This is a genomic window from Paraburkholderia franconis (genome assembly GCF_009362735.1).
GTDB lineage: Bacteria > Pseudomonadota > Gammaproteobacteria > Burkholderiales > Burkholderiaceae > Paraburkholderia > Paraburkholderia franconis.
Map to the genome: position 1 here is coordinate 88,991 of NZ_WHNP01000014.1, position 25,463 is coordinate 114,453.

The following is a 25,463-nucleotide window of genomic DNA, read 5'->3' on the forward strand; positions in this document are numbered from 1 at the left end:
AGCGCTTTAGCGCTTGCTCTGCTCCCCATGCATAGCTGTCGTTCTTGCAGCGTTCCTGCGGCCCGCGTGACTAGCCGAGCGTTTCGATCAATGCCATTTCCCGGCTGGTCATCAGCTTTTCGATGTCCATCAGGATCAGCATGCGGCCGTCGACGGTGCCGAGGCCCGTCAGATATTCCGCCGTCAGCGTCGCGCCGAATTCCGGCGCGGGCATGATCTGGTCGTTGGCGAGCGTCAGCACGTCGGAGACGCCGTCCACGACCATGCCGACCACGCGGCCCGCGACGTTCAGAATGATCACGACGGTCTGATGGTCGTACTCGACGCGGCCGAGGTGAAACTTGATGCGCATGTCGACGATCGGCACGATGATGCCGCGCAGATTGATCACGCCTTTGATGAAATCCGGCGCGTTCGCGATGCGCGTCACGCTCTCGTAGCCGCGAATTTCCTGCACCTTCAGGATGTCGATGCCGTACTCTTCGGCGCCGAGCGTGAAGATCAGGAACTCCTGACCGCTCGCGTCGGCCTGCGCGTCGCGGCGGCCGTTCGAGCCGGCCACGCCGCTCGAATTGATGGATTGGACTTCTGCCACGTTAGCCCCCAAAACAGTCGGGATGAGTTGAATGTCAGGCGAACGCGAGCGACGCGCCGTGCGACGCCCGCGATTCGCGATTGAGTGCCGCCACGTCCACGATCAGCGCGACGCTGCCGTCGCCGAGAATCGTCGCGGCGGAAATGCCGTGTACCTTGCGGTAATTCGTTTCGAGATTCTTCACCACCACCTGCTGCTGGCCGACCAGTTCGTCGATCAGCATCGCGAACCGGCGTCCTTCCGTCTGCATGATGGTGACGATGCCCTGCGTCGGATCGGTGCGCGCGTCGTCGACCGAGAACACTTCGTGCAACGCGACGAGCGGCAGATATTCGCCGCGCACGCGCACGACGCGCTCGCCGTTCGCCACGGTGTAGATGTCGTCGGCGCGCGGCTGCAGCGACTCCATCACGAAGTTCAGCGGCAGGATGAAAATCTCGCTGCCCACCTTCACCGACATGCCGTCGAGAATCGCCAGCGTGAGCGGCAACACGATGCGCGTCGTGCTGCCCTTGCCCGCGTGCGACGTGATTTCGACGTGGCCGCCCATCGCCTGGATGTTGCGCTTCACCACGTCCATGCCGACACCGCGGCCCGACACGTCCGTCACCTGCTCGGCCGTCGAGAAGCCCGGCAGGAAGATCAGGTTCCAGACTTCTTCGTCGGTCATCGTGTCGCTGACGGCCATGCCCTGCTTGACGGCCTTCGCGAGAATCTTGTCGCGGCGCAGGCCCGCGCCGTCGTCGCTCACTTCGATCACGATGTTGCCGCCGTGATGCGCCGCCGACAGCACGAGCTGGCCCGTCGAATCCTTGCCTGCCGCCTTGCGCGCTTCGACCGTTTCGATGCCGTGATCGAGGCTGTTGCGCACGAGGTGCGTGAGCGGATCGATGATGCGCTCGATGAGGCTCTTGTCGAGTTCGGTCGCCTGACCGAAGGTGACGAGTTCGACCTGCTTGCCGAGCTTCGCCGCCAGATCGCGCACGAGACGCGGGAAGCGGCTGAAGACGTAATCCATCGGCATCATGCGAATCGACATCACGGCCTCCTGGAGATCGCGCGCGTTGCGCTCCAGTTGCGCCATGCCGTTGAACAGGCGGTCGTGCAGCGCCGGGTCGAACGTGCTGGTCGTTTCCGCGAGCATCGCCTGCGTGATCACCAGTTCGCCGACGAGGTTGATCAACTGGTCGACCTTCTCGACGCCGACGCGGATCGAGCTGCCTTCCGCATTCGCGGCGGCCGCAGGACGCGCCTTGCGATCGCCTTCGGCGGATGCGTGCGCTGCCTTCGACGCGGCCGCTGCCGGCTGCGGTGCCTCCGCAGCGGGTGTAACGATTGCGGCTGCGGCAGGCTGAACGGCCTTCTCCACAGCCAGTTGAGCGACGGGCTGCGCAGCCACGGCAGGCGCCGCCGCTGCTGCAACAGCCGCTGCCGCGACGACCGGCTGCACGACTGCGGCAGGCGCCCCCGCGCCGCCGCTCGCCATGCCCCCCGCTGATGCCTGCGCAACCGGCGCGGCTTCAGGCGCGTGAGGCGCGTCCTGTTCCGCGTCGTTGGCCGGCGCCGCGCCGCGGCCGATCTCGATCTGACTTTCGTCGATCACGAAACAGCACACGGCGACAATGTCGTCGGACGACACATCGGATTCCAGCCACAGCGTGATGTCGCCGCCTGTCTTCACCTGCCCGACGATTCGGCCCAGGTTGCCCAACTCTTCGGTCAGGAGTGCCTGGTCCTTTTCCCCAACGCCCCGTAGCGTAATTTTCAGATGGGGTCCTGCGGCCGCATCGGATGGCGCAGCGCCGGTCTTTGCCGGTTCGTTGCCTGCCCAATCGCCTGCGGCTTCTACTGCCTGTTCGACGACGTGTTCCGGCGCATGTCCGTTCGCGGCCGGTTGCGGCACGGCCGGCGCTGCCGCCGATGCCGGCGCAGCGGCTTGCGCGGGCGCCGCGCCATTGTTTTCAGCGTTCAGCCGTTCGAGCTTCGCGCAGATCGCGGCCGCGACGGCCGCATCCGGCTCGGCGCTCGCGCGGTAATCGGCGAGCTGGCCCGAGAGCACGTCCTTCGTTTCGAGGAACGTGTCGATCATGTCCTTGCGCAGCACGAGTTCGTTGTTGCGCGCGCGGTCCAGCAGCGATTCGAGAATGTGCGTCGTCTCGGTCAGCGCGGTGAAGCCGAACGTCGCCGCGCCGCCCTTGATCGAGTGGGCCGCGCGAAAGATGGCCGCCAGATCCTCGGGATCGGGCTGGCCGACGTTCAGATTCAGGAGCAGCTGCTCCATCTGCGCGAGCAGTTCGTCCGCTTCGTCGAAGAACGTCTGATAGAACTGAGTGATGTCGAGTGTCATGCCTGTGTCACCGCGAAAGTCCTGTCTGGCTTGCTATGCCACTTCCATTTGTCGTTTGCCGCCTGCCCGCCGCCGCGCTCACGCGAGCGCCGCGACCAGCTCGGTCAGCATGTCGGGGTCGAGCGGCTTTTCGATCCAGCCCGTCGCGCCCGCGTCGCGTGCCGCCGCCTTGAACGGCTCGCCGGATTCCGTCGTCAGGACGAGGATCGGCGTCGTGCGATATGCCGGATTGCCGCGCAGCGCGGCGATCAGATCAAGGCCGGTTCTGCCCGGCATGTGCTGATCGGTCAGCACGAGATCGAACGGCATCGCCAGCGCGTTTTCGAGCCCTTCGTCGCCGTCGGCCGCGAGCGTCACCTGATAGCCGGCACCCGTCAGCGTCGCGGCAAGGATTTGCCGCATCGCCGCCGAATCGTCGATTGCCAGAATGTGCCTGATCATTCCATCCTCACTGCGCTCACGATGGATCGCGGCTGCGCCTTCCGTGGCGCATCCGCGATCCGCTGTCTGTCATTGCGTCGCCGTCGCAGGCGCCGCGCCCTTGCCAGCCACGCTTTGCTCGACCACGGCCGCTTCGGCCGCGCCGTTCTCCTTCGCGTCAGGCGCTGCGGCCTGCGGCGACGCCAGCGGCGAAGCGGATTGCGAGCCGGACTTCACTCCGTTCACACCGGATCGCAAGGCCGGTTGCGGTCCGGGTTGTTGCCCTTGTTGCGGAGCGGGCTGCGTGATCTTTTGCAGCAGCGGCTTGCCGGCGCCGGCTGCGTCGTTCGACAGGGTGGTCGACGACGTGTCGTCGTGCATCATTGCTTCTTCCGACCGCTTGTTCAGCACGATGATGCTGATGCGCCGGTTCTCCGGATCGAGCGGATCGGCCTTGTTCAGGTTCTGCGTCGACGCGAGGCCCAGCACGCGCAACACCTTGGTCTCGTCCATGCCGCCCGCGATCAGCTCGCGGCGCGATGCGTTCGCGCGGTCCGCGGACAGTTCCCAGTTGCTATAGCCCTTGTCGCCGCCTGCATACGGCACGGCGTCGGTGTGGCCCTGCACGACGATGCGGTTCGGCACATCGTTCAGCGTGTTGCCGATCGCCCGCAGAATGTCGCGCATGTACGGCTGCACGACGGCCTGCGCGGTCGCGAACATCGGGCGCTTCTGCGTATCGACGATTTCGATGCGCAGCCCTTGCAGCGTCGAGTCGATGCGAATCTGCTGCTTGAACTGGCGCAGCAGCGGATTCGCTTCGATTGCAGCCATCAGCTTCACCTGCAGGTCGTGCAGACGCACCTGCTCGTGGCGCTCGACGGCGCCCTGCAACTGCTGCATCGCCTGGTCGTCGGCGCGCATTGCCGTGTGCTCGGCGCGGTTCGTCGAGCCGTCGCTCTGGCGAGTGATGCCTTCCTTGTCGGTCGAAATATCGCGGCCGCTGGCTTTCATCATGCTCGAATCGACGGCGCTGCGGTCGCCACCCCACAGCGTGATCTTCAGCGGCTGATTGAAGTAGTCGGCAATGCCCTTCAACTGCACCGTCGATGCCGAGCTGAGCAGCCACATCAACAGGAAGAACGCCATCATTGCGGTCATGAAGTCCGCATACGCGAGCTTCCACGCGCCGCCGTGATGGCCGCTTCTCTTCGGCGCACCGCGTTTAACAACGATTGCGCGGTCCTTGTCCTTGCTCATCGCCCGATTCCTCGCCCGTGTCCGCCGTTACTTCGCCTTCACGCGGCGCACATGCTCTTCCAGCTCGGCGAACGACGGACGTTCGGTCGAGAACAGCACCTTGCGGCCAAATTCGACGGCGATGGCAGGCGCGTAACCGTTCAAGCTCGCGAGGATCGTGACCTTGATGCACTGAAACATCTTGGTCGACTCCTTGACGCGCTGCTCGGCCACGCTCGCGAGCGGACTGATGAGGCCATACGAAAGCAGAATGCCCAGGAACGTGCCGACCAGCGCCTGCGCGATCATCTCGCCGAGCACGGCGGGCGGCTTGTCGGCGGAGGCCATCGTGTGCACGACGCCCATCACGGCCGCGACGATACCGAACGCGGGCATCGCGTCGCCGACCTTCATCAGCGCGTGAGCGGGTCCTTCGCCTTCGGCGTGATGCGTTTCGATCTCTTCGTCCATCAGGCTTTCGATCTCGAACGCGTTCATGTTGCCGCCGACCATCAGGCGCAGATAGTCCGTCAGGAATTCGACGATGTGATGGTCCGCCAGGATCTTCGGGTACTGCGTGAAAATCGGGCTCTTCTGCGGATCGTCGATATCCGCTTCGAGCGTAAGCGTGCCCTCCTTGCGCGCCTTCGCCAGCAGGACGTAGAGGAGCGCCATCAGCTCCATGTAGACGTCCTTGTTGTACTTGGCGCCCTTGAACAGCGTCGGAATCACGCGCAGCGTAGCCTTGATCGTCTTCATCCCGTTGCCGAGGATGAACGCGCCGAGACCCGCTCCAGCGATCATCAGCACTTCGACGGGCTGCAAGAGCGCGCCCAGGTGGCCGCCCTCCAGCGCGTACCCGCCGAAGACGGACATCAGCGTAACGAGTGTTCCCACGAAAATCAGCACTGCCGAGCCCTCACGAAAGTCGACGGAGACCGTCGTTATTCAGGTTTACGGCAAACGATTGGAAAACTTTGGCGGATCGGATTCTGGGGCGGGGCGGTGTTAACCAGAGGACGCGCGAGCGCATGCAAATCAGCCGCCGCGCGTGCGGATCAGCCGCGCGGCGCGCGCTCACGCGGACGCCTCGGCGCCGCCCGGCAGCGCTTCTGCGGCCGCGCCGGACAGCTTGCCGACGGCCGCTTGCGTTCCGCCGCCGTGGGCGTCAGCGGCTTTGCGGGTCTTGCCGGCCCGCGACGGCGGCGCGCACAGCCCGCATACGAAGCCTTGATGTGGGTCATGCGCATGCGCGACAAAATGCCCGCGGCAGCGGGTGCAGGGCGTCGCCTGCAGCATGCCGGAGTCGAAGAAGCGCACCAGCGTCCACGCACGGGTGAGACTGAGCACCGGCTCGTCGAGGTGCAGCCGCACGTGCTCGAGATACAGCCGGTACGCCTTGACGATCGAGTGGATCGTCTCGCAACCGCCACGCTGCGACATGAACCGGTAGATGTTGTAGAACAGCGAGGCGTGAATGTTCGGCTGCCACGTCGTGAACCAGTCCGTCGAGAACGGCAGCATGCCCTTGGGCGGCGACTCGCCCTTTACTTCCTTGTACAGCCTGGTGAGCCGGTCGCGCGACAGCGTCGTTTCCGCTTCGAGCAACTGCAGGCGCGCGCCGAGTTCGATCAGTTCAATCGCCAGGGTGATCTCCCTGACTTCGAGCATCACGCTTTTTTGTGCCATCCGCCTCGCTTCCCGCGTCCGTGGCCCGTTTCGCCTTTTCGGCGCGCGATGCGGCGCGCTCCGGCAGGAACGGTGAAAGAGCGCCGTCGCCGGCGCGCGTAGGATTGCGTCTGTCTGCGTGTCTGCGGCGCGTGCGCGCCGGCCGGCATCAGCCGATCTGCTCGACAGGCTGTCCAGCCATCAGGATTGCGGAATGCGCCTGGGCGACGACGCTCGCTTTGCCCTTGTCGGCAAGCGACGAGAGGATCTGGTGATCGTCGAAGCGGAAGCGGCACAGCAGCTGGTTCGACCCAGCCAGTTTGACGGTCTGCGCGAGCGACAGATTGGCGAGCACGTCGGCAAGCTGCTCTGAGATGCCCATGCGGAACATGCCCATTGGCTTGTCTTCGCGCAGCAGGCGCTGGGCAAGCAGCAGATACGACAAATTCACTTCCCTAATTTCATTGAGCATGTCGCTTTGAGCGCTCATGAATCCCCCGGTTCGATCTGGCTGGTCAGGCCTATGTAAAACGTTTGCTCGCTCGCGTTAAAAAAAACAGCGAACGGCACGCTTATGGTCAGCATGCATTTTCTCGAAAGGGCTAGCCAACGGGAATCGGACATCCGCCCCAATTGGTTGACGGAAAAATCCAGGATTTCTGTAGGTCTTTTTCCTACAAATTTTTGATGCGGGATCTGAAACGGCATAAAAGCGCATTGAAAGCGCGAGCCGCCTGCACGCGAGTGCGTGCAAAAGGATTGGGAAGCGGATTATGCGCTCATATCTGAAAGCCGACCAAGCAATTTCGCGCCGATACATTCGGCAATGCACAATAAGGTCGGACGAAAGCATGGCGCAACATGCTGCGCCATCTGGCGCAAAGTGCGGGGGATATTGTCCGGATGCCGTTCACGGCGGGCATTCCGGTAGCATCCGTGCACTTATTACGCATCATGTTTCGCGCTGTAACAACGTTAAGTGTTTGAAAAATAGCTCGAATTGGCGCGCCCGATCCCGATAATGGCACTAGGGATAACCCGATTGGGTTTCCTGCCACGGGCGGCGGCACACCGCGCCCAACCGTCCGACAGGCTTCCGCGTTTTGCCACACGCCAGGCAGCGCAGCGCGAAGCCCTTTGCAAAAGGAGATCACGCATGCGAATCGCACAAATCGCGCCGTTGTATGAAGCTGTCCCACCGAAACTCTATGGCGGCACAGAACGCGTCGTGTCGTATCTGACCGAAGCGCTGGTCGATCTGGGTCACGATGTGACACTTTTCGCGAGCGGCGATTCGGTGACGTCCGCCAAGCTCGAAGCCGCGTGGCCGCGCGCGCTGCGTCTGGATCCGACGATCCGCGACGCGCTCGCTCCGCACATGCTGCTGCTCGAGCGGGTGCGCAAGATCGCGCACGAGTTCGACGTGCTGCACTTTCACCTCGACTATCTGCCGTTCCCGCTCTTTTCGACGCTGGACACGCCGTTCGTGACGACGTTGCACGGCCGTCTGGATTTGCCGGAACTGCAGCCGGTGTTCGACACGTTCACGGACGCGCCCGTGGTCTCGATTTCGGATTCGCAGCGTCTGCCGCTGCAGCAGGCAAACTGGCTCAACACGATTTACCATGGCCTGCCGGACCAATTGCTCACGCCGCAGAGCCACAAGAAGCCGGAATACCTGGCGTTCCTTGGCCGCATCTGTCCGGAAAAACGCGTCGATACAGCCATCAAGATCGCTGCACAAAGCGGTTTGCCGCTGAAGATCGCCGCCAAGGTGGACAAGGTCGACCAGGAATACTTCAAGACGGAGATCGAGCCGCTGCTGTCGCAGGCGCATGTCGAATTCATCGGCGAAATCAACGAGGCGCAGAAGCCGGAGTTCCTGTCGGGCGCGAAGGCACTGCTGTTCCCGATCGACTGGTCGGAGCCGTTCGGCCTCGTGATGATCGAGTCGATGGCGTGCGGCACGCCCGTGATCGCGTTCAACCGCGGCTCGGTGCCCGAAGTGATCGACCACGGCGTGACGGGCTTCATCTGCGAGGACGTGCAGGGTGCCGTGGCAGCGCTGCAGCGGATCGACGAACTGTCGCGCACTGAGATCCGCTCACAGTTCGAACGCCGCTTCAGCTCGAAGATCATGGCGCAGAACTACGTCGACAGCTACACGGCGCTCCTCGAAGCAACGCGCCGCCCGATGCTGCGTCGCGTGGCGGTGGGCTGATCGTTACCGGTCAACTCTGCCGAAAGGCGTAATGGACACGTAAATTATTCACGTCAATCGTTTGCGCGACCGTTCAGCCTTCCATTCGAATCGCTTCCAGAAAAAAGCCGCCTCCCCGGGCGGCTTTTTTATTCCGATCGATCCAAACTGGACCGGTAGTGGAAACGCTTTCTTAAATGCACTTCAACGCAATCGGTGTTTCCTCGTACCTGAAACGCCTTTGCGCGAAATTAAAGAATCCGCACGCGGCACATACAGCCTGATCACCTTCAAGTGGCTTTCATCGTCCGGGTGATTACGCCTCGCCGATCAGAAAGCGCTCGCGATTTTTGCCGGCAATCCATTTGGGCGGCTTTCCCCGACCGCTCCAGGTGCTCCCCGACTTCGGGTCCTGATATTTGGCGGGCAACGGCGCCTTCTTGGGCGGGCGTCCGCGGCGGGCCGCCTCCACAAAACCGAGGTCATTGGCGCTCAGTCCGTATTCCGCGATCTTCTGGCGGATTTCGGCAATCACATTGCCGACTTCATGACGGCGCGCTTCGTCCGCTTCTGCCTGCAAGCGAGCGATTTGCGCCTTGAGATCTGCGTATTGCGACATTTGGGCTCCCCTCTTTTTTCTAAAGTGGTTAGCACGGAGATTAGCCCGTGCAAACGAAATTCGCAATGGAGATGAATGCGTCTATCAAAAGTTTTCGTCTGAGTAATTTATTAAATCCGGTTGAATCGTTCAAAGAGCCGGTGTTTTATCACGAAATAATTCCGCGTTCGTGAATGACAATTCTTGACACTCCATTTCCGCAACGGTGCTTAAAATTTCCGCTTGCAAGCGCCGCAGCGCGCGCTTCCCATCCTTGAATTCCCACACACTTATTAGGATTACATACGATGAATCTCTTCAAGCGCCTTGCGGCGGAACTGTTCGGCACCTTTTGGCTCGTTCTCGGTGGCTGCGGCAGCGCCGTCCTTGCGGCAAACTTCGCAGGTCCTGTTCACGGCCTCGGAATCGGTTTCGTGGGGGTGTCGCTCGCATTCGGCCTGACCGTTCTCACAATGGCTTATGCCATTGGCCATATTTCCGGTTGTCATCTGAATCCCGCGGTGAGCGTCGGGCTGACCGTCGCCGGCCGCTTCCCGGCACGCGACCTCCTGCCGTACGTCGTCGCGCAGGTGATCGGCGCCGTACTCGGCGCCTACGTGCTGTCAGTCATCGCTTCGGGCAACGCGGACTTCCATCTGGTTGCCAGTGGTTTCGCGAGCAACGGTTACGGCGAGCGCTCGCCGGGCCACTATGCGATGCCGGCGGCATTCGTCTGCGAAACGGTGATGACGGCATTTTTCCTTTTCGTCATTCTCGGCGCCACCGACAAGCGCGCACCCGCCGGCTTCGCACCTATCGCGATCGGCTTATGCCTGACGTTGATTCACCTTGTCTCGATTCCCGTCACCAATACGTCGGTGAATCCGGCGCGCTCGACGGGTCCGGCGCTCTTCGTCGGTGGCGCTGCCGTCGACCAGTTGTGGCTTTTCTGGGTCGCGCCCATTGTCGGCGCCGTGATCGCGGGCATCGTGTATCCGCTCGTCGCGGGCGACACCCGGCAATCCGTAGACGCGCAAGGTACGCGGGCCACTGCCTGAGGTCCGTTGATCCGTCTAATAGAAAACGGGGCGCTGCGGCGCCCCGTTTTTGTTTGCGGGCGAGGCGCTCTGCATTAATAGATGGTTCAGATGTAAGGCAGGTTTACGGTCGCATTTACTGCATGGGTATGAGCGATTCGGCTGAGGGAAGATCAAACCTGCGTCGGCTCGCGAGGATTGGGCCGGCGCATGGCGCTGCCGCTCGCACGTCCGCATCGGCGAATCCGGCGTTGAAAAAGCTTTCGCGGTGCACATTGCACGCTTTCACTTCGTAACAACCTGTCGCAGTCCCGCCCACCGACGACGCGTAGATTGAACCTGTACGGCAAACACGCCGCATTCACAGGAGAAGCAACATGAAGCGCATCGTCACTCACATGCTCGTCGCAGCTGGACTCGCCGCTGGCGCATGCGGTGTCGCACAGGCGCATACGAATCTGAGCATCGGCTTGTCGCTCGGCGCGCCCGCTCCGGCGTACGTCGCACCGGCGCCGGTGTACGCGGCTCCACAGCCCGTCTATTACGGCGACCGGTACTGGGGCGACCGCCGCTACGACGGCTATCGACACGACCGCGACTGGAACCGCGGCCGCGGCTGGGATCACGACAACCGTTGGAATGACAACCATGGCAACCACTGGAACGAGAACGGCCGCGGTCGGGGGTATCACGACTAAGGCCTCGGCGAGGCCGCGATCAAGGGATCGGGGCAATTGAGGAAGCCGTCGTCGAGTAGCATCCCGCGACGATACCTCGGGCGCACTCAAACGCCGATTCCTAGACGCCTTGCATGGCGCGCGTCTCGCTATGGGCCGCGCGCCGTGTGAATCGGATGCGTTGCGGGATTTACGCAGTCAGTTCGTCATCGAGTTCGAAGAGCTTGCGAAGGTGATGCGCGACGCCCGCTTCGAAGTTATTGCCGATGCGCGGCACGTTCGGCAGCCGCGCGATCAGATCGGGATTCGCGTTGTTCATCATGAACGGATGGCCAGCCGTTTCGAGCATGTCGATGTCGTTCATGTTGTCGCCGAACGCGACACACTTCGCCGCCGGCACATTCAGCCGGTCGAGCACGAACTGCAACGCGCGCCCCTTCGACACATTCGCCGTCATCACCTCGAGACAATCCGGCAGCGAATAAGTGACGTACAGCGCCTCGCCGAATGCACGATGAAGATTGGCCGCCACCACGGCGAGATCGTTCGGGTCGCCGATGTAGAGCGCTTTCGCGATGTCGGCACCGTCGTGCTGCTGAAGGTCGATCACGTTATAAGTGAAGCCCGAGTCCTGGTGGTAGCGCAACAGGTGCGGCGCATCGCGGTCGATCAGCCATTCGCGGTCGGCGAACAGGTTCACGATCACGCGCCCATGCTCACCCGCGATGTCCGGCTTGACCAGTTGCTGAACGACGTTCGGATGAAGATCGTCGGCGAAGATCATTTCATCGTCGGGCGCATGAACGCGCGCGCCGTTCGATGTGATCAGATACGGCCGGATGCCCAGCACGTCACGAATGCCAGCGACGTCGCAATAGTGGCGCCCGGTAGCGATCACAATGGACACGCCCTGCGACTCGAGCGCACGCATTGTGCTGATCGTAAATGGATCGACCTGATGGTTGCTGTTCAGCAGCGTTCCATCGAGATCACTGGCGATGGCTTTGTACATGGGGAGGCGGGCAGGCGGCGTCTGAAAGCATCTATTTTATCGCCTCCAGGCGCGCGCACTTCCGTTCACGGCTTCGCAATCGACGCGCTCGTCCGGCTTTGAAGCGCCTACCCGGCGCCGATTTGCGCGGCCTCGCGCTGCGCGAGTTGCAGCGCGCCGTGCGCCGAGTCCGAAATCGGCGCGCGCAGACGCTCGCGAAACGGCGCTGGCACATACTCACTCAATGGCTTCCCAAGCCCGCCGCACAGCGCGACGGGCAACTCTCCCGACGGGTCAAGCGCGGCAATCATCTTGCCGATTTCCTCGCCGGCTTGCCGGAGCAGACGCGCCGCAAACGGGTGCTCGCGATGCGCGACGACGACAGGCGCAAGGCTCGCATATGCCGTCTGATTCGCGTCGCACAACCACACGACGAGCCCGTCGCGATCGGTTGCGCCGACATGCTCGATCAACGCTTTCGAGAACTCGTCGGCAGGAACGCGGCCGTCGAGCGCCTGCTGCGCATGCACGATCGCGCGCAGGCCGAGCCATGCGCCACTAGCTTCGTCGGCGGATGGATAGCCGTAGCCGCTGACCATGCGGCTTGTGCCGCTGCGATCGAGCACGGCGGCCACACTGCCCGTCCCCAACGCGACGATCACGCCCGGCTCGCCACCGTGCGCGCCGAGCAGCGTCGTGTAGGCATCGCTTTCGATCGCGAGTCCGGCCAGCGCGGGCGCCTTCGCGCGAAACGCAGCCAGCCAGTCCCGGTTGTTGACGCCCGCAAGGCCGCAGCCGAGCACGCAGCGCGACCACTCTGGGGCAAGACGGGCGCGCTCGAACGCCTGCGCGGTCGCGGCAAGGATGGCTTCCCAGGCGCGCTCGACGCCCAAACCGAGTCCCGACGGCCCGGCCGTGCCTTGCGCGAGTTCGTGGCCCGCGGCGTTCGCCAGCACGACGCGCGTGCCGGTACCGCCACCGTCGGTGCCGATCAGATAGAGGTTTTGGTTCATCGATTTGCTCAGTGATGTGCCCAGTAATGTGTCATGGCATAGCGTGGCAGGTCCGCCCGCTCGCGACAATTAGCCGAATGGCCAGGTTGCGGCGGCATTCCGTTCCGCTATGCTGGCGTAGCCTGATCGACGGACGATCAACCAACCATGCAGGAGCCTGAACGTGGCTGAGCAGCGATGCAACTGGGCGACGAGCGAAGCGCTCGCACACTATCACGACACCGAGTGGGGCGTCCCGTCGCGGGATGACCAGCATCTGTTCGAAATGCTGGTGCTCGAAGGCGCGCAGGCCGGGCTATCGTGGTCGACCATACTGAACAAGCGCGACGGATACCGGCGTGCGTTCTCAAACTTCGACATCGACAAGGTCGCCCGCTTCTCGCAGCAAAAACTGGACGCGCTCGCGCTGGATGAAAGCATCGTGCGACATCGCGGCAAGATCGAGTCGGTGGTGACGAATGCAAAGGCCGTCAAGCAGATCCAGGCGGAGCATGGTTCATTCGCAGATTTCGTGTGGTCGTTCGTCGACAACACGCCGATCCAGAATACGTGGACGACATACAAGCACGCGCCGGCGTCGACGGAAGTGTCGGATGCGCTCAGCAAGGCGCTGAAACGATACGGCTGCAAATTTGTCGGCACAACCATCTGCTATGCGTTCATGCAGGCGGTGGGCATGGTCAACGACCATCAGACGGACTGCGCCTGCCATATGCGTTGCGCGACGCTCGGCAAGAAAGGGCGCAAGAAAAATTCGAAGTGATGCGTTCGGCGCCGATCTCAAGAAGACTGTAAGGCGCTTTCATGTCGCGCTACTGCAACACAGGGCGCCTTCGAGGTCGGTGTGCATCGCGCGCAGACCACCCGCCCTCCCCGCTGTCTTTTCCGACAACTCGAACAATGGCACCCAAATAAAAAACGGCGGTGTGGCTTCTTTCGAAGCTCGCACCGCCGTTTGGCGTGCTTTCGCGTGCGGGAAGCGTGCTCAGTGCAGCTTCTTCGGCAGCATCTGGCTGCGCAGGCGCTTGTGCAGGCGCTTCACTGCAGCTGCCTTCTTGCGCTTACGTGCCGTCGTCGGCTTTTCGTACGACTGGCGCTCACGCAGTTCTGCGATCAGGCCATTTTTTTCGATTGCGCGGCGGAAGCGGCGGATTGCCACTTCGAACGGCTCATTTTCCTTCAGAAGAATCGTCGTCATGTAATTCCTAAATACGCTTGATACGGTTAATGGCGTGGCGGTTAGCCCACTCACGCGCCGGCCCTCCGGTCGTTCCAGACTCTGGCGAAGCACAACTGAAACGAGAGGCAAAGCGGCCACGGAGGCCGGAAAAGAGAGGTGGGAGTTCACCGCGAAACGCGGGCAGCGCACGTTGCGGCGCCGCGCCTAGCTGACGTTTCGCCACCAGTAACCCATGACGAAACGAGCAAAGATCTCAATTCACTCTCGATGATATCAGGAAATGATCCTGCCGGCCAGCGTTTCTTGATCCCGGTCAGGCACTTGGCGCACCCGGACGACTGGAGCGGCCCGTGACGTCCGTTGATTGATCGCGCTTAAGAAAAAGTGGGGCAGACCACAGGTCTGACGGCTGTTCCACTGAGTCGAGCGTCGCACAGAGGACCTCGCCGTCCGGCTGCCCATTCCGCATTCGTCCGCGCCGCAAGTCGAGCCGACAATGAAACCGATTATCGCAAAGTTGAGGCCCTACAACCGTGCAGCAGATCTACGACGACGTAGCCTAAAGTTTGCCAGCGTCGCGCCGTCAACCAAGGGAAGGCGGTCGACGCGGCCCGAATGCGGCGCGAACCCTCGCGACAGCGTGAGGCTGAAGGAGTCCAGCCTCCAACCGGAACCGACATGACGATCGAAGCGCTCACCCGTGCCTTGCAGTTGACACACGAAATTCACGATGCAGCTCGCCAGCGCGACTGGCTGCGCGCAGAGATGCTCGTCTCGGAACGTTCACCCCTACTGATGTCGCTGAAGCCGGAACAGCCACCGCACGCGCTCGTGCTGATTCGCGAGATCCAGACTCTGGACGAGCAGATCAGCGAAGCTGCTCGCGTCGGCCTCGATACGCTGACGCAGGAAAACGCGAAGGCGCGGCAACGTATTCAGTCGGTGCGCCAATATCACACCGTCGGCATGCTATAGGCGCACATTCGCGAGAAGCGATCGCCTTGAGACGCAGTGCGGATGCGCTCGTCAACAGGACGTCGGCCGTCGTAAGGAATTAGCCGGCACGACATCAATATCGTGCGCGACGAATTGCGGAATCGCATGGAATGCGAATAGTCCGCGCATCGCCCGCCCCTCGGAAGAGCGTCGAGCCCACCACCTGTCGCAGCCGCCTGCACCGTGGCGCAGCAATCTGATCATTCCTGCTTCACGCGCTGGCGAAAATAGCCAACGTGACGAAACCGTTCTCCGACATCGGCAGCGGCCCGATGTTTGGCGCCCTGCGGCGTATGAAGCTGAGGCAGCTGTCCGACACCCGAAATCCGCAGTGCGCAATCCGCTCCGCAAAAGGCACCCAAAGCCACGCGACAGCAATCGCGAAACGACCGGTCGCAGACTCACCGGCCAGCACAGTTCGCCTTGCATCTTTCTCCGCAGCCCTCGAGGAAGGCGGCACAGATCGCTCACTCCCAGCGCCGACCTTTTCACGGCCGCCACAGCGCCCCCGGTCAGTCTGAGCGGCCATTCGACCAGCGCTTGTTCACGCATACGCGTCGATGGCTCCCTAAAGTTTTTTTCTGCCCCGCCGTCAACCAGGACAGGCGGCGCCATTCGCAAAAAGCAGCGCGACGCCGGTAGCCAAAACCAGTCATCTCCTGGCGCTTAGCATACGAGGACGCAAAAATGCTGAATATCAACACCAACATCATGTCGCTGACCGCGCAGCAGAACCTGTCGGGTTCGCAAAGCGCGCTGTCGCAAGCCATCAACCGCCTGTCGTCGGGCAAGCGCATCAACACGGCAGCTGACGATGCAGCAGGCAACGCAATCGCTACGTCGCAAACGGCATCGATCAACGCGCTGAACCAGGGCGTTGCGAACGCGAACGACGCGATCTCGATGGTGCAGACCGCCAACGGCGCGCTGGGCTCGACGATCGACAACCTGCAACGTATCCGCCAGCTGGCAGTGGAAGCAGGCGACGGCTCGCTCGACTCGAACTCGATGAGCGACCTGCAGGCCGAAGTCACGACGCGTCTGCAGGAAATCAACCGTATCGCCGGCCAGACGACGTTCAACGGCCTGCACATCCTGTCGAGCGCCGGCACGGTCAACTTCCAGGTCGGCGCGTTCTCGGGCCAGACCGTTGGCATCAACTTCGGCGCTTCGGTGTTCGACAGCTCGGGCCTGAGCGTCAGCGGCGTCAACATCAGCACGAGCGCCGGCGCGCAATCGGCACTGTCGCAGATCGACGCGGCACTCGCAGCGATCAACACCTATCAGGCAGCACTCGGCGCACAGCAGAACACGCTGTCGGCTACGGTGACGAGCACGCAAACGGAATCGACCAACATGAGCGCCGCACGCTCGCAGATCACCGACGCTGACTTCGCGCAGGAAACGGCGAACCTGAGCAAGGCGCAAGTGCTGCAGCAAGCTGGTATCTCGGTGCTGTCGCAAGCGAACTCGATGCCGCAGCAGATCCTGAAGCTCCTGCAGTAATCGCGTTAGCTGCGCGCGTGCAGCATCGCACCGCGCAGCCTGATTCAACGCATCGACACCGACAGGAAGGCTCGCCTTCCTGTCGGTGTTTCAGCCGATACCGTCCTGCCCGACACAGCCGAGCGGAGCTACCTACATGACCACCACCACCACGAGTACGAGTTCCACGACGACAACCGATCTGTCTTCCCAACTGGCGGCAGCGGCGCAGTCGATCATCAGCGGCGCGACGAATTCGACGATGGACGTCAACTCGCTCGTCCAAACCCTCGTGGCAGCCAAGACGGTCGGTCAAAGCACGATCATCACCAACAAGCAGACCTCGGACAACACCGAGCTTTCGGCAGTCGGTCAGATCAAGTCGGCACTGTCTTCTCTCGACACGGCGCTGGCGGGTTTCCTGAACGGCAGCGCGCTCGCGCAGATGCAAGCGGCCGTCACCGGCACCGGCGTGACGGCGACCACCAGCACGGGCGCAGTCGCGGGCACCTATTCGGTCGCCGTCACGAACGTGGCGACGTCCAGCACCGCGCGCCTGAACCCGATCGCAACGGGGACCACGTTCAACGCCGACACGCTCAGCATTCAGGTCGGCTCGGGCGCGGCAACCAGCGTCACGATCAAGGCCGGCGCGTCGCTGACCGACGTGGCCAGCGCGATCAACAAAGCCAACGCCGGCGTGTCCGCAGCCGTCATCACGGCCACCGACGCGTCAGGCAACGTCAATCAGTACCTCACGCTCACCTCGACGCAGACCGGCTCGAACACCGCGATTTCCATTTCCGATTCGGGCGGCGCCAATGCCGCACTTGCGTCCGTCCAGTCGAGCACGACGGGCGTGGACGCGAACGTCAGCATCAACGGCATTGCGACGACCAGCGCCAGCAACACCCTGACCAATGTGCTGACCGGCGTCACGCTGGATATTTCGGGCGCAGCGGCGAATAGCACGCAAACGCTCACCGTGTCGGCCGACACATCGGCATCGGCCAGCGCAATCCAGAGCTTCGTCACCGCGTACAACAACTATGTGACGACCGCCGGGAAACTCTCGTCGTACGACTCGAGCACCTCGACCGCCGGTCCGCTGCTCGGCGACTCGATGACGAACGGCATCACGAACGGTCTGGCCTCGCTGATCAGCGCGGGTGTCAAGAGCGGCTCCACCACCTACAGCCTGGCGTCGATCGGCCTGAATCTGCAACCGGACGGAACGCTGCAGGTGGACAGCACCGCGCTGCAAACCGCGCTGACGTCGAACCCCACTGCCGTGAACGCGATCTTCAACAGCGCCACCGGGATCGGTGCGAAGCTGGACACGTTCATGTCGTCGTACATACAGACGAGCGGCATCATCGATCAGCGCACGCAGGCGCTGAACCAGGACCTGAGCAACCTGCAGGACCAGGCGACGCAGCTGACCAATTATTCGAACGAGCTGACCGCGCAATACACCGCGCAGTTCAGCGCACTGAACACGCTAATGGCGCAGATGCAGAACAACACGAATTACCTGACGCAGCTGTTCGGTGGCAAGAACAGCGCCGGCTCGCTCGCGACCAACAAGTAATCGGGCGGCCGCGCAGCAGCGCAGGCATGACGCTGCAAAAAGCTGCGGCCAGCCGGTCAAACCGGCTGGCCGCAGTATTCGCCGTCACCGCTCAGACAGCGGACTGAGCGTTCAGATGCAGTTCCCACATCCGATGAAACGCGTCAACGAGGTTGTTCGCAAAGCGCGGCGCATCGCACATCGGCGATTGCCTCGTCTGTTCGCGCAGCCCTGCACGCAAGGTTGTCAGCCGGCCTGGGTCGGACGCAAACGCAACCGCCTTCTCGACATACACGTCCTTGTCCGCCGCCACCCATTCGGCAAGCCCGGCCGCATGAAGCAGGCTTTCGCAGATATGCGTGAGAAAGCGATCGCCCTTCAAGCCCAACACGGGCGAGCCCATCCATAGCCCCTCGGCCGTCGTCGTGCCGCCCGGATAGGGGAACGGGCTCAGCGTGATATCGACGCGATTGTATGCACCCAGATATTCGACGCGCGACGACTCGCCTTCGAGAATCAGCCGGCTCGCATCGATGCCGTGGCGCGCGAAACGCTCGATCGTCTTGATCTGCAGATAGTCGCTCCAAAGGCCGATCGCCTTCAGGAACAGCTTCGAGCCCGGCACCCGATGCAGCACGCGAGACCACAGCGCCACGACATCGTCCGTCACTTTGACGAGCTTGCCGAAGTACCCGAAGGTGACAAAGCCGTTCTGTTCCATCGGCAGCGGCCCGACATCCGGCGCATTGTCGGGCGGGGTGAAGCACAGATAGCTGTCCGGCAACCGCCACGCCTTCTCGACGAAGTGATGTTCTTCGCTTTGCGGCAAAGTATGCGGATCGCCGATAAAGTAATCGATGAACTCGCAGCCGGTCGTCGCGAAAAAGCCCAGCCAGCTGGCCTGCAGCGGCGCTGGACGCCACGCGAAAACCGGCAGCGCGGTGAACGCCGTATGGCCGGACAGATCGACCAGAATATCGAGGTTGTCGTCGCGAATCTTCTCGGCAGCCTCCTGTGTCGACAGCTTTTCGATCGAATGCCACGCGGAGAAATGCGGCTTCAGGCGCTCCGTGATCGCGTCGTTCTTCTTGTTGAACGTCACATACGCGATCGGATCGATACGCGTGCGGTCCAGATGCCCCATGATGCTTTCGAGGAAGATGCCGACGGGATGGCCGCGCAAGTCGCCCGACACGAAACCGATCCGCAGCGGCCGCTTGCCGTCGTACGAAGAAGGCGCGTGCGCGAACGGTTTAGCCCCGGCGGCCGCCAGCTGGCCGTAACGTACTGCGTGCTCGCGCATGTCGAGCGCGGAATAACGCGGCGAACCCGGCATCGTAAACAGCAGGCGCGCATATGTCTCGATCGGATCGCATCCGAGTTCCAGCGCCTTCACGTGCATCTCGAGGCCTTCTTCGATCGCCCCGCGAGCCTGCAGGATGTCACCGAGCGACAGATACTTCGCGGCGCTTTTCTCACCGATCGACAGCGACTTGTTGACCGCCTCCAGCGCTTCGTCGAGCTGACGGTCCTCGCGCAGCGCATTCGCGAGCATCAGCCACGCGTGATCGTCCCGGGGTGTCAGTTCGAGCGCGTGACGAAGACTGAGAATCGCGGCCGGCGCCCTCTCGAGGTGGTAATAGATCAGGCCCAGCCCGCGGTAGGACGGCTGATGCTCCGGATCGAGTTCGATCGCCCGCTGGCAGGACTTCAGCGCATCCTCGTAGCGTCCAAGACCGCACAGCACGCCGGCCAATGTGCAGTGTGCATCCGCGAATTCCGGATTGATCCGGAGCACTTCGCGGCACTCGCTCTCTGCCCCCTCCAGGTCGCCGGTGTCGCGCAGCACACTGGCGAGCGTGTTGCGCGCCTCGACATCCCCTGGGCTGAGCGCCTGCCGAAGACTCGCGAGCGCGTCGGCCAATTCGCCGCGCTCGCGCAGCAGCAAACAGAGGCTGTGATGCGCGGCCCACAGGTTCGGCTGCAACGCCACGGCCTTGCGGAAAAGCTCGATCGCCAGTTCCGGCTTGTCCTGCTCGCGCAATACGTTGCCGAGGTTGTTGTACGCAACCGCATACTCCGGATTCAGCTCGATCGCCTTGCAATAGCTGGCCACCGCTTCGTCCAGTTCGCCCATGTCATGCAGCGCGTTGCCGAGGTTGTTGTACGCCTGCGCATACCCCGGTTGCAGGCGAATGGCTTCCGCGCAGGCGCGCATCGACGCATCCGGCTGCTTCGCCTGACGCAGCGCGTTACCGAGATTGTTGTGCGCTTCCGGATAGTTGAATCTCAGACCCAGCGCATTCTTGTAGCTGACGATTGCCTCGTCGAAGCGGCCAAGATCCGCCAGCACGTTGCCGAAATTGTTGTAGTAGATCGCGTCGGGCTGTACCGCGAGCGACTGCTCGATCAGCTTCACGCCGACGTCGGTCCTGCGCAGCTGGCACGCGAGCAGTCCGAGAAAATGCAGCGCATCCGGCTGCTGCGGGTCTGCCCGGAGCACGTCCTCGTACAGCGAGCGCGCGGCGTCGAACCGGCCAGCGCGGTGATGGCCGAGCGCCTGCTCGATCGACGCCGGGATATCGGCAATGCGTTCAACCTCGCTCATGCTCACGACGCCTCGTGTTTCGTCTGCAGCCGCTGCGCGAGGTTTTCATCCCACATCGCATGCAGGGCGTCCTCCAGATGGCGCGCGAAGCGCGGCGCATCGCACAGCGGCGACGCGAGCACATGCGCGCGCAGCCCGGCGCGCAATTCGCCCAATGCCTGGGGATTGGCGGCGAACGCAACGGCTCGCTCGATGTAGTCGTCGCGGGACCGCGCGATCCACGTGTCGCCGAGCCCCGCCGCATGCACGATGCTCTCGACGATGTGCGAGACGAAGCGATCGCCCTGCATGCCGAACACGGGTACGCCCATCCACAGGCTCTCGGCCGCCGTCGTGCCGGACGAGTACGGGAACGGGCTCAGCGCGATATCGACACGGTTGTACGCATCCAGATAGTCGCCGCGCGCCGAGAACCCTTCGAGCAGCAGTTGCTCCGCGCCGATCCCATGCATCAAGAAGCGCTTGAGCGTCGTCACGCGGATGTCGTCGAAGTCGAGCTGCGCGGCCTTCAGCAACAGGCGGGAGCCCGGCACGCGACGCAGGATCGCCGCCCACGTCGCAACGACGACATCGGTCATTTTGGTCAGCCGGCCGAAATAGCCGAACGTGACGAAGCCGTTTTTCAGCACGGGCAGCGGGCCGACTGCCGGCGCGACGTCCGGCGGCGTGAAGCACAGGTAGCTGTCCGGCAGCCGCCACGGCTTTTCGACGAAGTGATGTTCTTCGCCCTGCGGCAGCACGTGACGGTCGCCGAGCAGGTAGTCAATCGCCTTGAGTCCCGTGCTTGCGAAATAACCCGGCCAGCAGACCTGAACCGGCGCAGGCTTCCATGCGAACAGCGCCAGACGGTTGTACGTCGTATGCCCGGACGCATCGATTAGTACATCGATCTTGTCGTTACGGATCTGCTGGGCGGCGGCGAAGTCGCGGATGCCGGCTATCGACTGCCAGCTGTGGAAATACGGCTTGAGGCGGACAGTCAATTCGTCTTCGTCCCGGGAGGTCTGGTAAGCCACCAGTTCAACGCGGGCCGTATCGAGACTTTTCACCACGTTCTCGAGAAAATACGCGACGGGATGACGCCGCAGATCGCCCGACACGACGCCGACCCGCAACGGCCGTTCGGTGCGCGGCGCCATGCCCACCAGCCAGCTCCGGAACGGCTGGGCCGCCTCTTCCACGACCTGGGCAAACTTGCGCGCCTCATCCAGATATTGCTCGGGCGTCGTGCCCGCGGCGTAGTTCAGCGCAGTCAGCCGGTTGCTGCGCGGCTCCAGTTCGGCCGGTGCCAACTCCATCGCGATCTGCCATGCCTCAAGCGCCGCCGGCAGCTCGTCCAGCGAGAGCAGCACATTGGCAAGGTTGTTGTACGCGCGGCCATTGCCGGGCTGCAGCTCCAGTACCTTGCAGAACGACTGCACCGCATCGTGATACCGCTTCAGCCCACGCTGCGCGATGCCGAGGTTGTTGTAGGCGTCGGCATGCTCCGGCTGCATCTGCGTGACCAGCCGGAAACATTCGGCAGCGGCAGCCACCCGGCGATGCGCCGCCATCACGTTGCCGAGCGCGAAGTAGTAGTCCGGCTTGGGGTCCCGGCTGATCGCCTCCATGATCAGATCCGCCGCCCGCGCATGCTCGCCGCTGCGATACGCGACCATGCCGCGCAGATGCAGCGCGCCGGCGTGCGCCGGATCGATGGCGAGCACCTCGCGGCACAGCTCGTCCGCTTCGTCGAGCCGGTCGCTACGGCACAGCGCATCGGCGCGCGACAGCAACTCGTCCGTCGTCTCGCCACCCAGGTCGGCAAACTTGAATTCGCTCATGAATAGATGTTTCCGTCGAAAAGCAATGCGGGAAACAGCGGGCTTCGCCGGAAAATGACCGAACTGCAAAACCCTGCTGCCAGATCGTGCACACAGCACGCCATACTTCGATTCTGGCAACAGTCGACCGACTGCGATCCCCGGATTAAACCCGGCAAATGACCGCAATTCGCCGGGTTATGACGACGCGTGCAGCCGGCGCCCGCTCACTGCGCGCCGCCCATGGCCCGCTGAAACAGCTCGCCCTGGCGTTGACGGAACACGGCAAGATACTCGGGCAAGCCTGTCTGACGAGACGCGAACTTCAGGCCATCGAGCATGAGCAATTCGGCCCCGAGAAGTCGAATCGGGCTCGCCGAGGTCGGCATGGTCAGCGGGTTATAGCTTCTTACCCGCCACTGCGGCTGGGTGCACAAGACCAGCGACGCGATCCGCTCGATCAGGAAAACCTTCGCCGGTGCGGAGTCCTGCTCGTAGCTCACGGAGGCATTCAGCCCCTCGGCCAGTTCGCCCACACCGGATTCCGCAATGGCGAACAGTTGGTCGCACAACCCGATCCATTCGGCCCAGAAAGCCGGCTTGGCGATCAGGTAATTGCAGAACACTGTCTCCTTCGACGTCATCACCAGCGTGTCGATGTCGACCGACGGCATGATCTGCTTCAACGCCGCCATCAGCGTCGGCGCAATACCCGAGTGCGCGACGCAGGCGTGCTCGAACACATTCAGGAAAAACGCGGCCACGTCGTAGAACATCGGAAACGTGACGACATCGACATCGTCCGGCGTTTCGGCCAGAAACCGGAACACTGCATCGGAATGCAGCCCGATCTTCTTGCCGAACTTCGGCGAAAGGAACCCGTACCCCTCGTTCGGGTTCAGCAGGTTATTCAGCAGGAACTGGCGGATGGGCCAGTATTCGTACCAGTCCGGGCGCCCGCCTGTGTTATCGAGCGGAATGAATCCGGCATCGAGAGACGCGCGCGTCTCACTGGAATAGAAAATCTGATAGACGTTCGCTTTCATTCGATCACTCATCTACGGGCCGCGACTAGCTGCCCGGCGAGGCCGGGTTCAGGCACCTGCACTCATCCGCGCATCACGCCTGCGCCGGCACCGCCTTGATCACGTATTGCAGCGGCAGTGCATCGCGCACAGCCGCCTCGCCATCGCCGCCCGCCGCCGCCGCCATCGCCTTGATGACGGGGAGGAACGTTTCGCGCTGCGGCTCGTGGAAGATGCGGCGCGCACCGTCCTCGACCCGGTAGCCGGTCTGCGCGAACATCTCGATCATCGTTTGCAGCGTGAACCAGCGCAGATGCGTGCGATCGAGGAGTCCCATATCCGCGTAGCGCAGATCACCATAGCTCAGGCGCGCCTGAATGCTCCAGTGCTGCATGTTCGGTATGCAGGCCACCACGTAGCCGCCGTTGTTCGCGGTCAGCGCGGCGTGGATCTTTCGCAGGACGTCCCACGGATCGCGCAGATGCTCCAGCACGTCGGCAAACACGTAGCAATCCGCTGCGAGATCGGACCGGAAACGCGCCTCGTCGACCGTCTCGATGTCCAGAACGGTCACCTCGTCGCAATGCGCGCGGGCCAGTTCCGCATATTCGGGCACCACCTCGATGCCGACGTAATGCACGTCGGGGTTCAGCTTCCGGTATTCCCTCGCCAGCGCCCCGGAGCTGCATCCCACCTCGACAACCCTGCGGACATGGGTCGGCATTAGTTTCAGCAGTTCGTCGTTGTGAATGTGATGAACCGGAGTCTGTTTCATGGCGAAGAAAGAGAATGTGGAGACGGGTGGCCCGGAGTATAGGCAGCCACCGTCGCGTTCAATCCGCCAATCAAAGCGGACTATTGCACCTTTTTCTCCTGACGGACGGCTTGCGCCCCGCCCATCCGCGCGCTTCATTGTTTCGTCCAGTCTTTCGCCCGTCCACACCCCTTGCCGTGGCCGGCGAGGTATCGCATCATCGCCGGATTGATATGCGCTAGTCCGACTGAGGCGGAAACAACAACAGTGAAACCCATCAGGCTTGTCTGTGCGACCCGATCGCCACGAGAAACGTTTTTGACGCACACCGCGCTCGGACTCTCGCTCAGTCTGTATCGCTTTCCTCAAGCTCCCGAGGTGCTGCTGTTCGATAACAATACTCGTGGACTACCGGTTGTCTATAACGTCGCAATCGATGCGGCGAAGAAAGATCCTGCGATTCTCGTATTCGCCCACGACGATATCTGGCTCAACGATTTCTACTGGGTGGAACGCATTCGCGAAGCGGTACAGCATTTCGATATTGCAGGGGTCGCGGGCAACCGCCGTCGCGTCGCGCAGCAGGCGGCGTGGGCTTTCATGAAGGCGAATCCCGATGTGGACGGATCGCAACCCTCGCATTTCCATTGGGATGAGCCGCAGTACCTGAGCGGAGCGGTAGGGCACGGCAAGATGTTTCCGTGCGAAATCTCCAGGTATGGTCCTTCGGGTGTCGAATGCAAATTGCTCGATGGCCTGTTGCTGATTGCCGACAGCGAAAAACTGGCTGCACACGACCTGCGCTTCGACGAGCGCTTCGACTTCCATTTCTACGACCTGGATTTTTGCCGTCAGGCCGAACTGCGCAACATGAAAATGGGCACCTGGCCGATCAGCGTCGTGCATGAAAGCGCGGGCGCATTCGCGACCCCGCGGTGGCATGCCGGCTACAAAAAATATCTGGAAAAATACGGCGAGTGATGCTTAGGAATCCGTAAGTATTGAATTCGACGGTGCGATACCCAGTACGTGCCCGTCAGGCCGAAATACACCGCGGAGAGCACGCCCGCAGCGATTATCGCGGGTAACGGCGATCAGAATCTAACTAGATTTTCGTCGCGACAGGAACGATGGCTGCGGCCGTGAGCGAACGCCGTCGGTTCGGCGGACGGAAATGGGGCACGCTGAGGGGAGAAAAGCCTGAGCTCACCGTGAGTGGATCGCCGTGCATTTCCGGAGAGACCCGGAAAGAGAGAAT

General features: G+C 62.5%; 24 protein-coding genes. 9 read left to right on the forward strand and 15 right to left on the reverse strand.

Annotation, left to right across the window (positions count from 1 at the left end; genetic code table 11):
• Positions 1-70 precede the first annotated feature (70 nt).
• From GCT13_RS17195 to flhD, 7 genes are all read right to left on the reverse strand, one after another.
• Positions 71-595 carry a chemotaxis protein CheW gene (locus tag GCT13_RS17195; protein ID WP_321574417.1) on the reverse strand — a complete coding sequence of 175 codons (525 nt, stop codon included), beginning with the start codon at positions 593-595 and terminating at the stop codon, positions 71-73.
• A 34-nt stretch (positions 596-629) separates the two neighbouring features.
• The gene (gene cheA / locus GCT13_RS17200) at positions 630-2,942 is read right to left on the reverse strand and encodes a chemotaxis protein CheA (protein WP_152760114.1); all 2,313 of its coding nucleotides are present in this window, start codon (positions 2,940-2,942) and stop codon (positions 630-632) included.
• Between the two features lie 78 nt (positions 2,943-3,020).
• The gene (locus GCT13_RS17205) at positions 3,021-3,383 is read right to left on the reverse strand and encodes a response regulator (RefSeq protein WP_090870542.1); all 363 of its coding nucleotides are present in this window, start codon (positions 3,381-3,383) and stop codon (positions 3,021-3,023) included.
• A gap of 69 nt (positions 3,384-3,452) precedes the next feature.
• On the reverse strand, positions 3,453-4,622 hold the full coding sequence (motB, locus tag GCT13_RS17210) for a flagellar motor protein MotB (protein ID WP_227746880.1): 1,170 nt from the start codon (positions 4,620-4,622) through the stop codon (positions 3,453-3,455).
• A 27-nt stretch (positions 4,623-4,649) separates the two neighbouring features.
• Positions 4,650-5,510, reverse strand: a complete 861-nt coding sequence (motA, locus tag GCT13_RS17215; RefSeq protein ID WP_321574418.1) for a flagellar motor stator protein MotA — start codon at positions 5,508-5,510, stop codon at positions 4,650-4,652.
• Between the two features lie 168 nt (positions 5,511-5,678).
• Positions 5,679-6,290: a flagellar transcriptional regulator FlhC gene (flhC, locus tag GCT13_RS17220; protein WP_152760116.1), complete on the reverse strand. Its 612-nt coding sequence runs from the start codon at positions 6,288-6,290 to the stop codon at positions 5,679-5,681.
• 148 nt (positions 6,291-6,438) lie between these two features.
• Complete coding sequence (gene flhD, locus GCT13_RS17225) at positions 6,439-6,759, reverse strand: flagellar transcriptional regulator FlhD (protein WP_152760118.1); 321 nt, start codon at positions 6,757-6,759, stop codon at positions 6,439-6,441.
• A 666-nt stretch (positions 6,760-7,425) separates the two neighbouring features.
• Between flhD and GCT13_RS17230 the strand changes: the two genes are divergently transcribed.
• Positions 7,426-8,490, forward strand: coding sequence for a glycosyltransferase family 4 protein (locus GCT13_RS17230; RefSeq protein ID WP_152760120.1), 1,065 nt, complete (start codon positions 7,426-7,428; stop codon positions 8,488-8,490).
• A 61-nt stretch (positions 8,491-8,551) separates the two neighbouring features.
• Complete coding sequence (locus tag GCT13_RS17235; RefSeq protein ID WP_152760123.1) at positions 8,552-8,785, forward strand: hypothetical protein; 234 nt, start codon at positions 8,552-8,554, stop codon at positions 8,783-8,785.
• On the opposite strand, the gene GCT13_RS17240 is transcribed toward GCT13_RS17235, so the two are convergent.
• Entirely contained in the window at positions 8,786-9,088 is a 303-nt protein-coding gene (locus GCT13_RS17240) for an H-NS histone family protein (protein WP_090870554.1), read from the reverse strand.
• A 287-nt stretch (positions 9,089-9,375) separates the two neighbouring features.
• On the opposite strand from GCT13_RS17240, the gene aqpZ reads away from it, so the two are divergent.
• Together aqpZ and GCT13_RS17250 are read left to right on the forward strand one after the other, a co-directional pair.
• Positions 9,376-10,125 carry an aquaporin Z gene (gene aqpZ / locus GCT13_RS17245; protein ID WP_152760125.1) on the forward strand — a complete coding sequence of 250 codons (750 nt, stop codon included), beginning with the start codon at positions 9,376-9,378 and terminating at the stop codon, positions 10,123-10,125.
• Positions 10,126-10,481: 356 nt separating this feature from the next.
• Positions 10,482-10,802, forward strand: coding sequence for a hypothetical protein (locus GCT13_RS17250; RefSeq protein WP_152760127.1), 321 nt, complete (start codon positions 10,482-10,484; stop codon positions 10,800-10,802).
• Positions 10,803-10,971: 169 nt separating this feature from the next.
• Here GCT13_RS17250 and GCT13_RS17255 read toward each other — a convergent pair whose 3' ends face one another.
• Together GCT13_RS17255 and GCT13_RS17260 are read right to left on the reverse strand one after the other, a co-directional pair.
• Positions 10,972-11,793 (reverse strand): Cof-type HAD-IIB family hydrolase, encoded by an 822-nt coding sequence (locus tag GCT13_RS17255; RefSeq protein WP_152760129.1) that lies wholly within the window; start codon positions 11,791-11,793, stop codon positions 10,972-10,974.
• Between the two features lie 107 nt (positions 11,794-11,900).
• Positions 11,901-12,785: a BadF/BadG/BcrA/BcrD ATPase family protein gene (locus tag GCT13_RS17260; protein WP_152760131.1), complete on the reverse strand. Its 885-nt coding sequence runs from the start codon at positions 12,783-12,785 to the stop codon at positions 11,901-11,903.
• Positions 12,786-12,948: 163 nt separating this feature from the next.
• Here GCT13_RS17260 and GCT13_RS17265 point away from each other — a divergent pair, with 163 nt between their 5' ends.
• Complete coding sequence (locus GCT13_RS17265; RefSeq protein WP_321574419.1) at positions 12,949-13,548, forward strand: DNA-3-methyladenine glycosylase I; 600 nt, start codon at positions 12,949-12,951, stop codon at positions 13,546-13,548.
• Positions 13,549-13,770: 222 nt separating this feature from the next.
• Here the strand turns inward: GCT13_RS17265 and rpsU are convergent, their stop codons facing one another.
• Positions 13,771-13,983, reverse strand: coding sequence for a 30S ribosomal protein S21 (gene rpsU / locus GCT13_RS17270; protein WP_006050883.1), 213 nt, complete (start codon positions 13,981-13,983; stop codon positions 13,771-13,773).
• 660 nt (positions 13,984-14,643) lie between these two features.
• Between rpsU and GCT13_RS17275 the strand changes: the two genes are divergently transcribed.
• From GCT13_RS17275 to fliD, 3 genes are all read left to right on the forward strand, one after another.
• A complete protein-coding gene (locus tag GCT13_RS17275; RefSeq protein WP_152760135.1) occupies positions 14,644-14,940 on the forward strand; it encodes a flagellar protein FliT in 297 nt (98 codons plus the stop codon).
• A 708-nt stretch (positions 14,941-15,648) separates the two neighbouring features.
• Complete coding sequence (locus GCT13_RS17280) at positions 15,649-16,467, forward strand: flagellin domain-containing protein (protein ID WP_152760136.1); 819 nt, start codon at positions 15,649-15,651, stop codon at positions 16,465-16,467.
• Between the two features lie 136 nt (positions 16,468-16,603).
• Positions 16,604-18,037 (forward strand): flagellar filament capping protein FliD, encoded by a 1,434-nt coding sequence (gene fliD, locus GCT13_RS17285; protein ID WP_152760138.1) that lies wholly within the window; start codon positions 16,604-16,606, stop codon positions 18,035-18,037.
• 91 nt (positions 18,038-18,128) lie between these two features.
• Here the strand turns inward: fliD and GCT13_RS17290 are convergent, their stop codons facing one another.
• From GCT13_RS17290 to GCT13_RS17305, 4 genes are all read right to left on the reverse strand, one after another.
• Entirely contained in the window at positions 18,129-20,624 is a 2,496-nt protein-coding gene (locus tag GCT13_RS17290; protein ID WP_152760141.1) for a tetratricopeptide repeat protein, read from the reverse strand.
• Positions 20,625-20,626: 2 nt separating this feature from the next.
• Positions 20,627-22,447 carry an O-linked N-acetylglucosamine transferase, SPINDLY family protein gene (locus GCT13_RS17295; protein WP_152760143.1) on the reverse strand — a complete coding sequence of 607 codons (1,821 nt, stop codon included), beginning with the start codon at positions 22,445-22,447 and terminating at the stop codon, positions 20,627-20,629.
• Positions 22,448-22,653: 206 nt separating this feature from the next.
• A complete protein-coding gene (locus GCT13_RS17300; protein WP_152760145.1) occupies positions 22,654-23,472 on the reverse strand; it encodes a hypothetical protein in 819 nt (272 codons plus the stop codon).
• Positions 23,473-23,545: 73 nt separating this feature from the next.
• Entirely contained in the window at positions 23,546-24,364 is an 819-nt protein-coding gene (locus GCT13_RS17305; protein WP_152760147.1) for a class I SAM-dependent methyltransferase, read from the reverse strand.
• A 33-nt stretch (positions 24,365-24,397) separates the two neighbouring features.
• On the opposite strand from GCT13_RS17305, the gene GCT13_RS17310 reads away from it, so the two are divergent.
• Positions 24,398-25,186 (forward strand): glycosyltransferase family protein, encoded by a 789-nt coding sequence (locus GCT13_RS17310; protein WP_227746881.1) that lies wholly within the window; start codon positions 24,398-24,400, stop codon positions 25,184-25,186.
• Positions 25,187-25,463 lie beyond the last annotated feature (277 nt).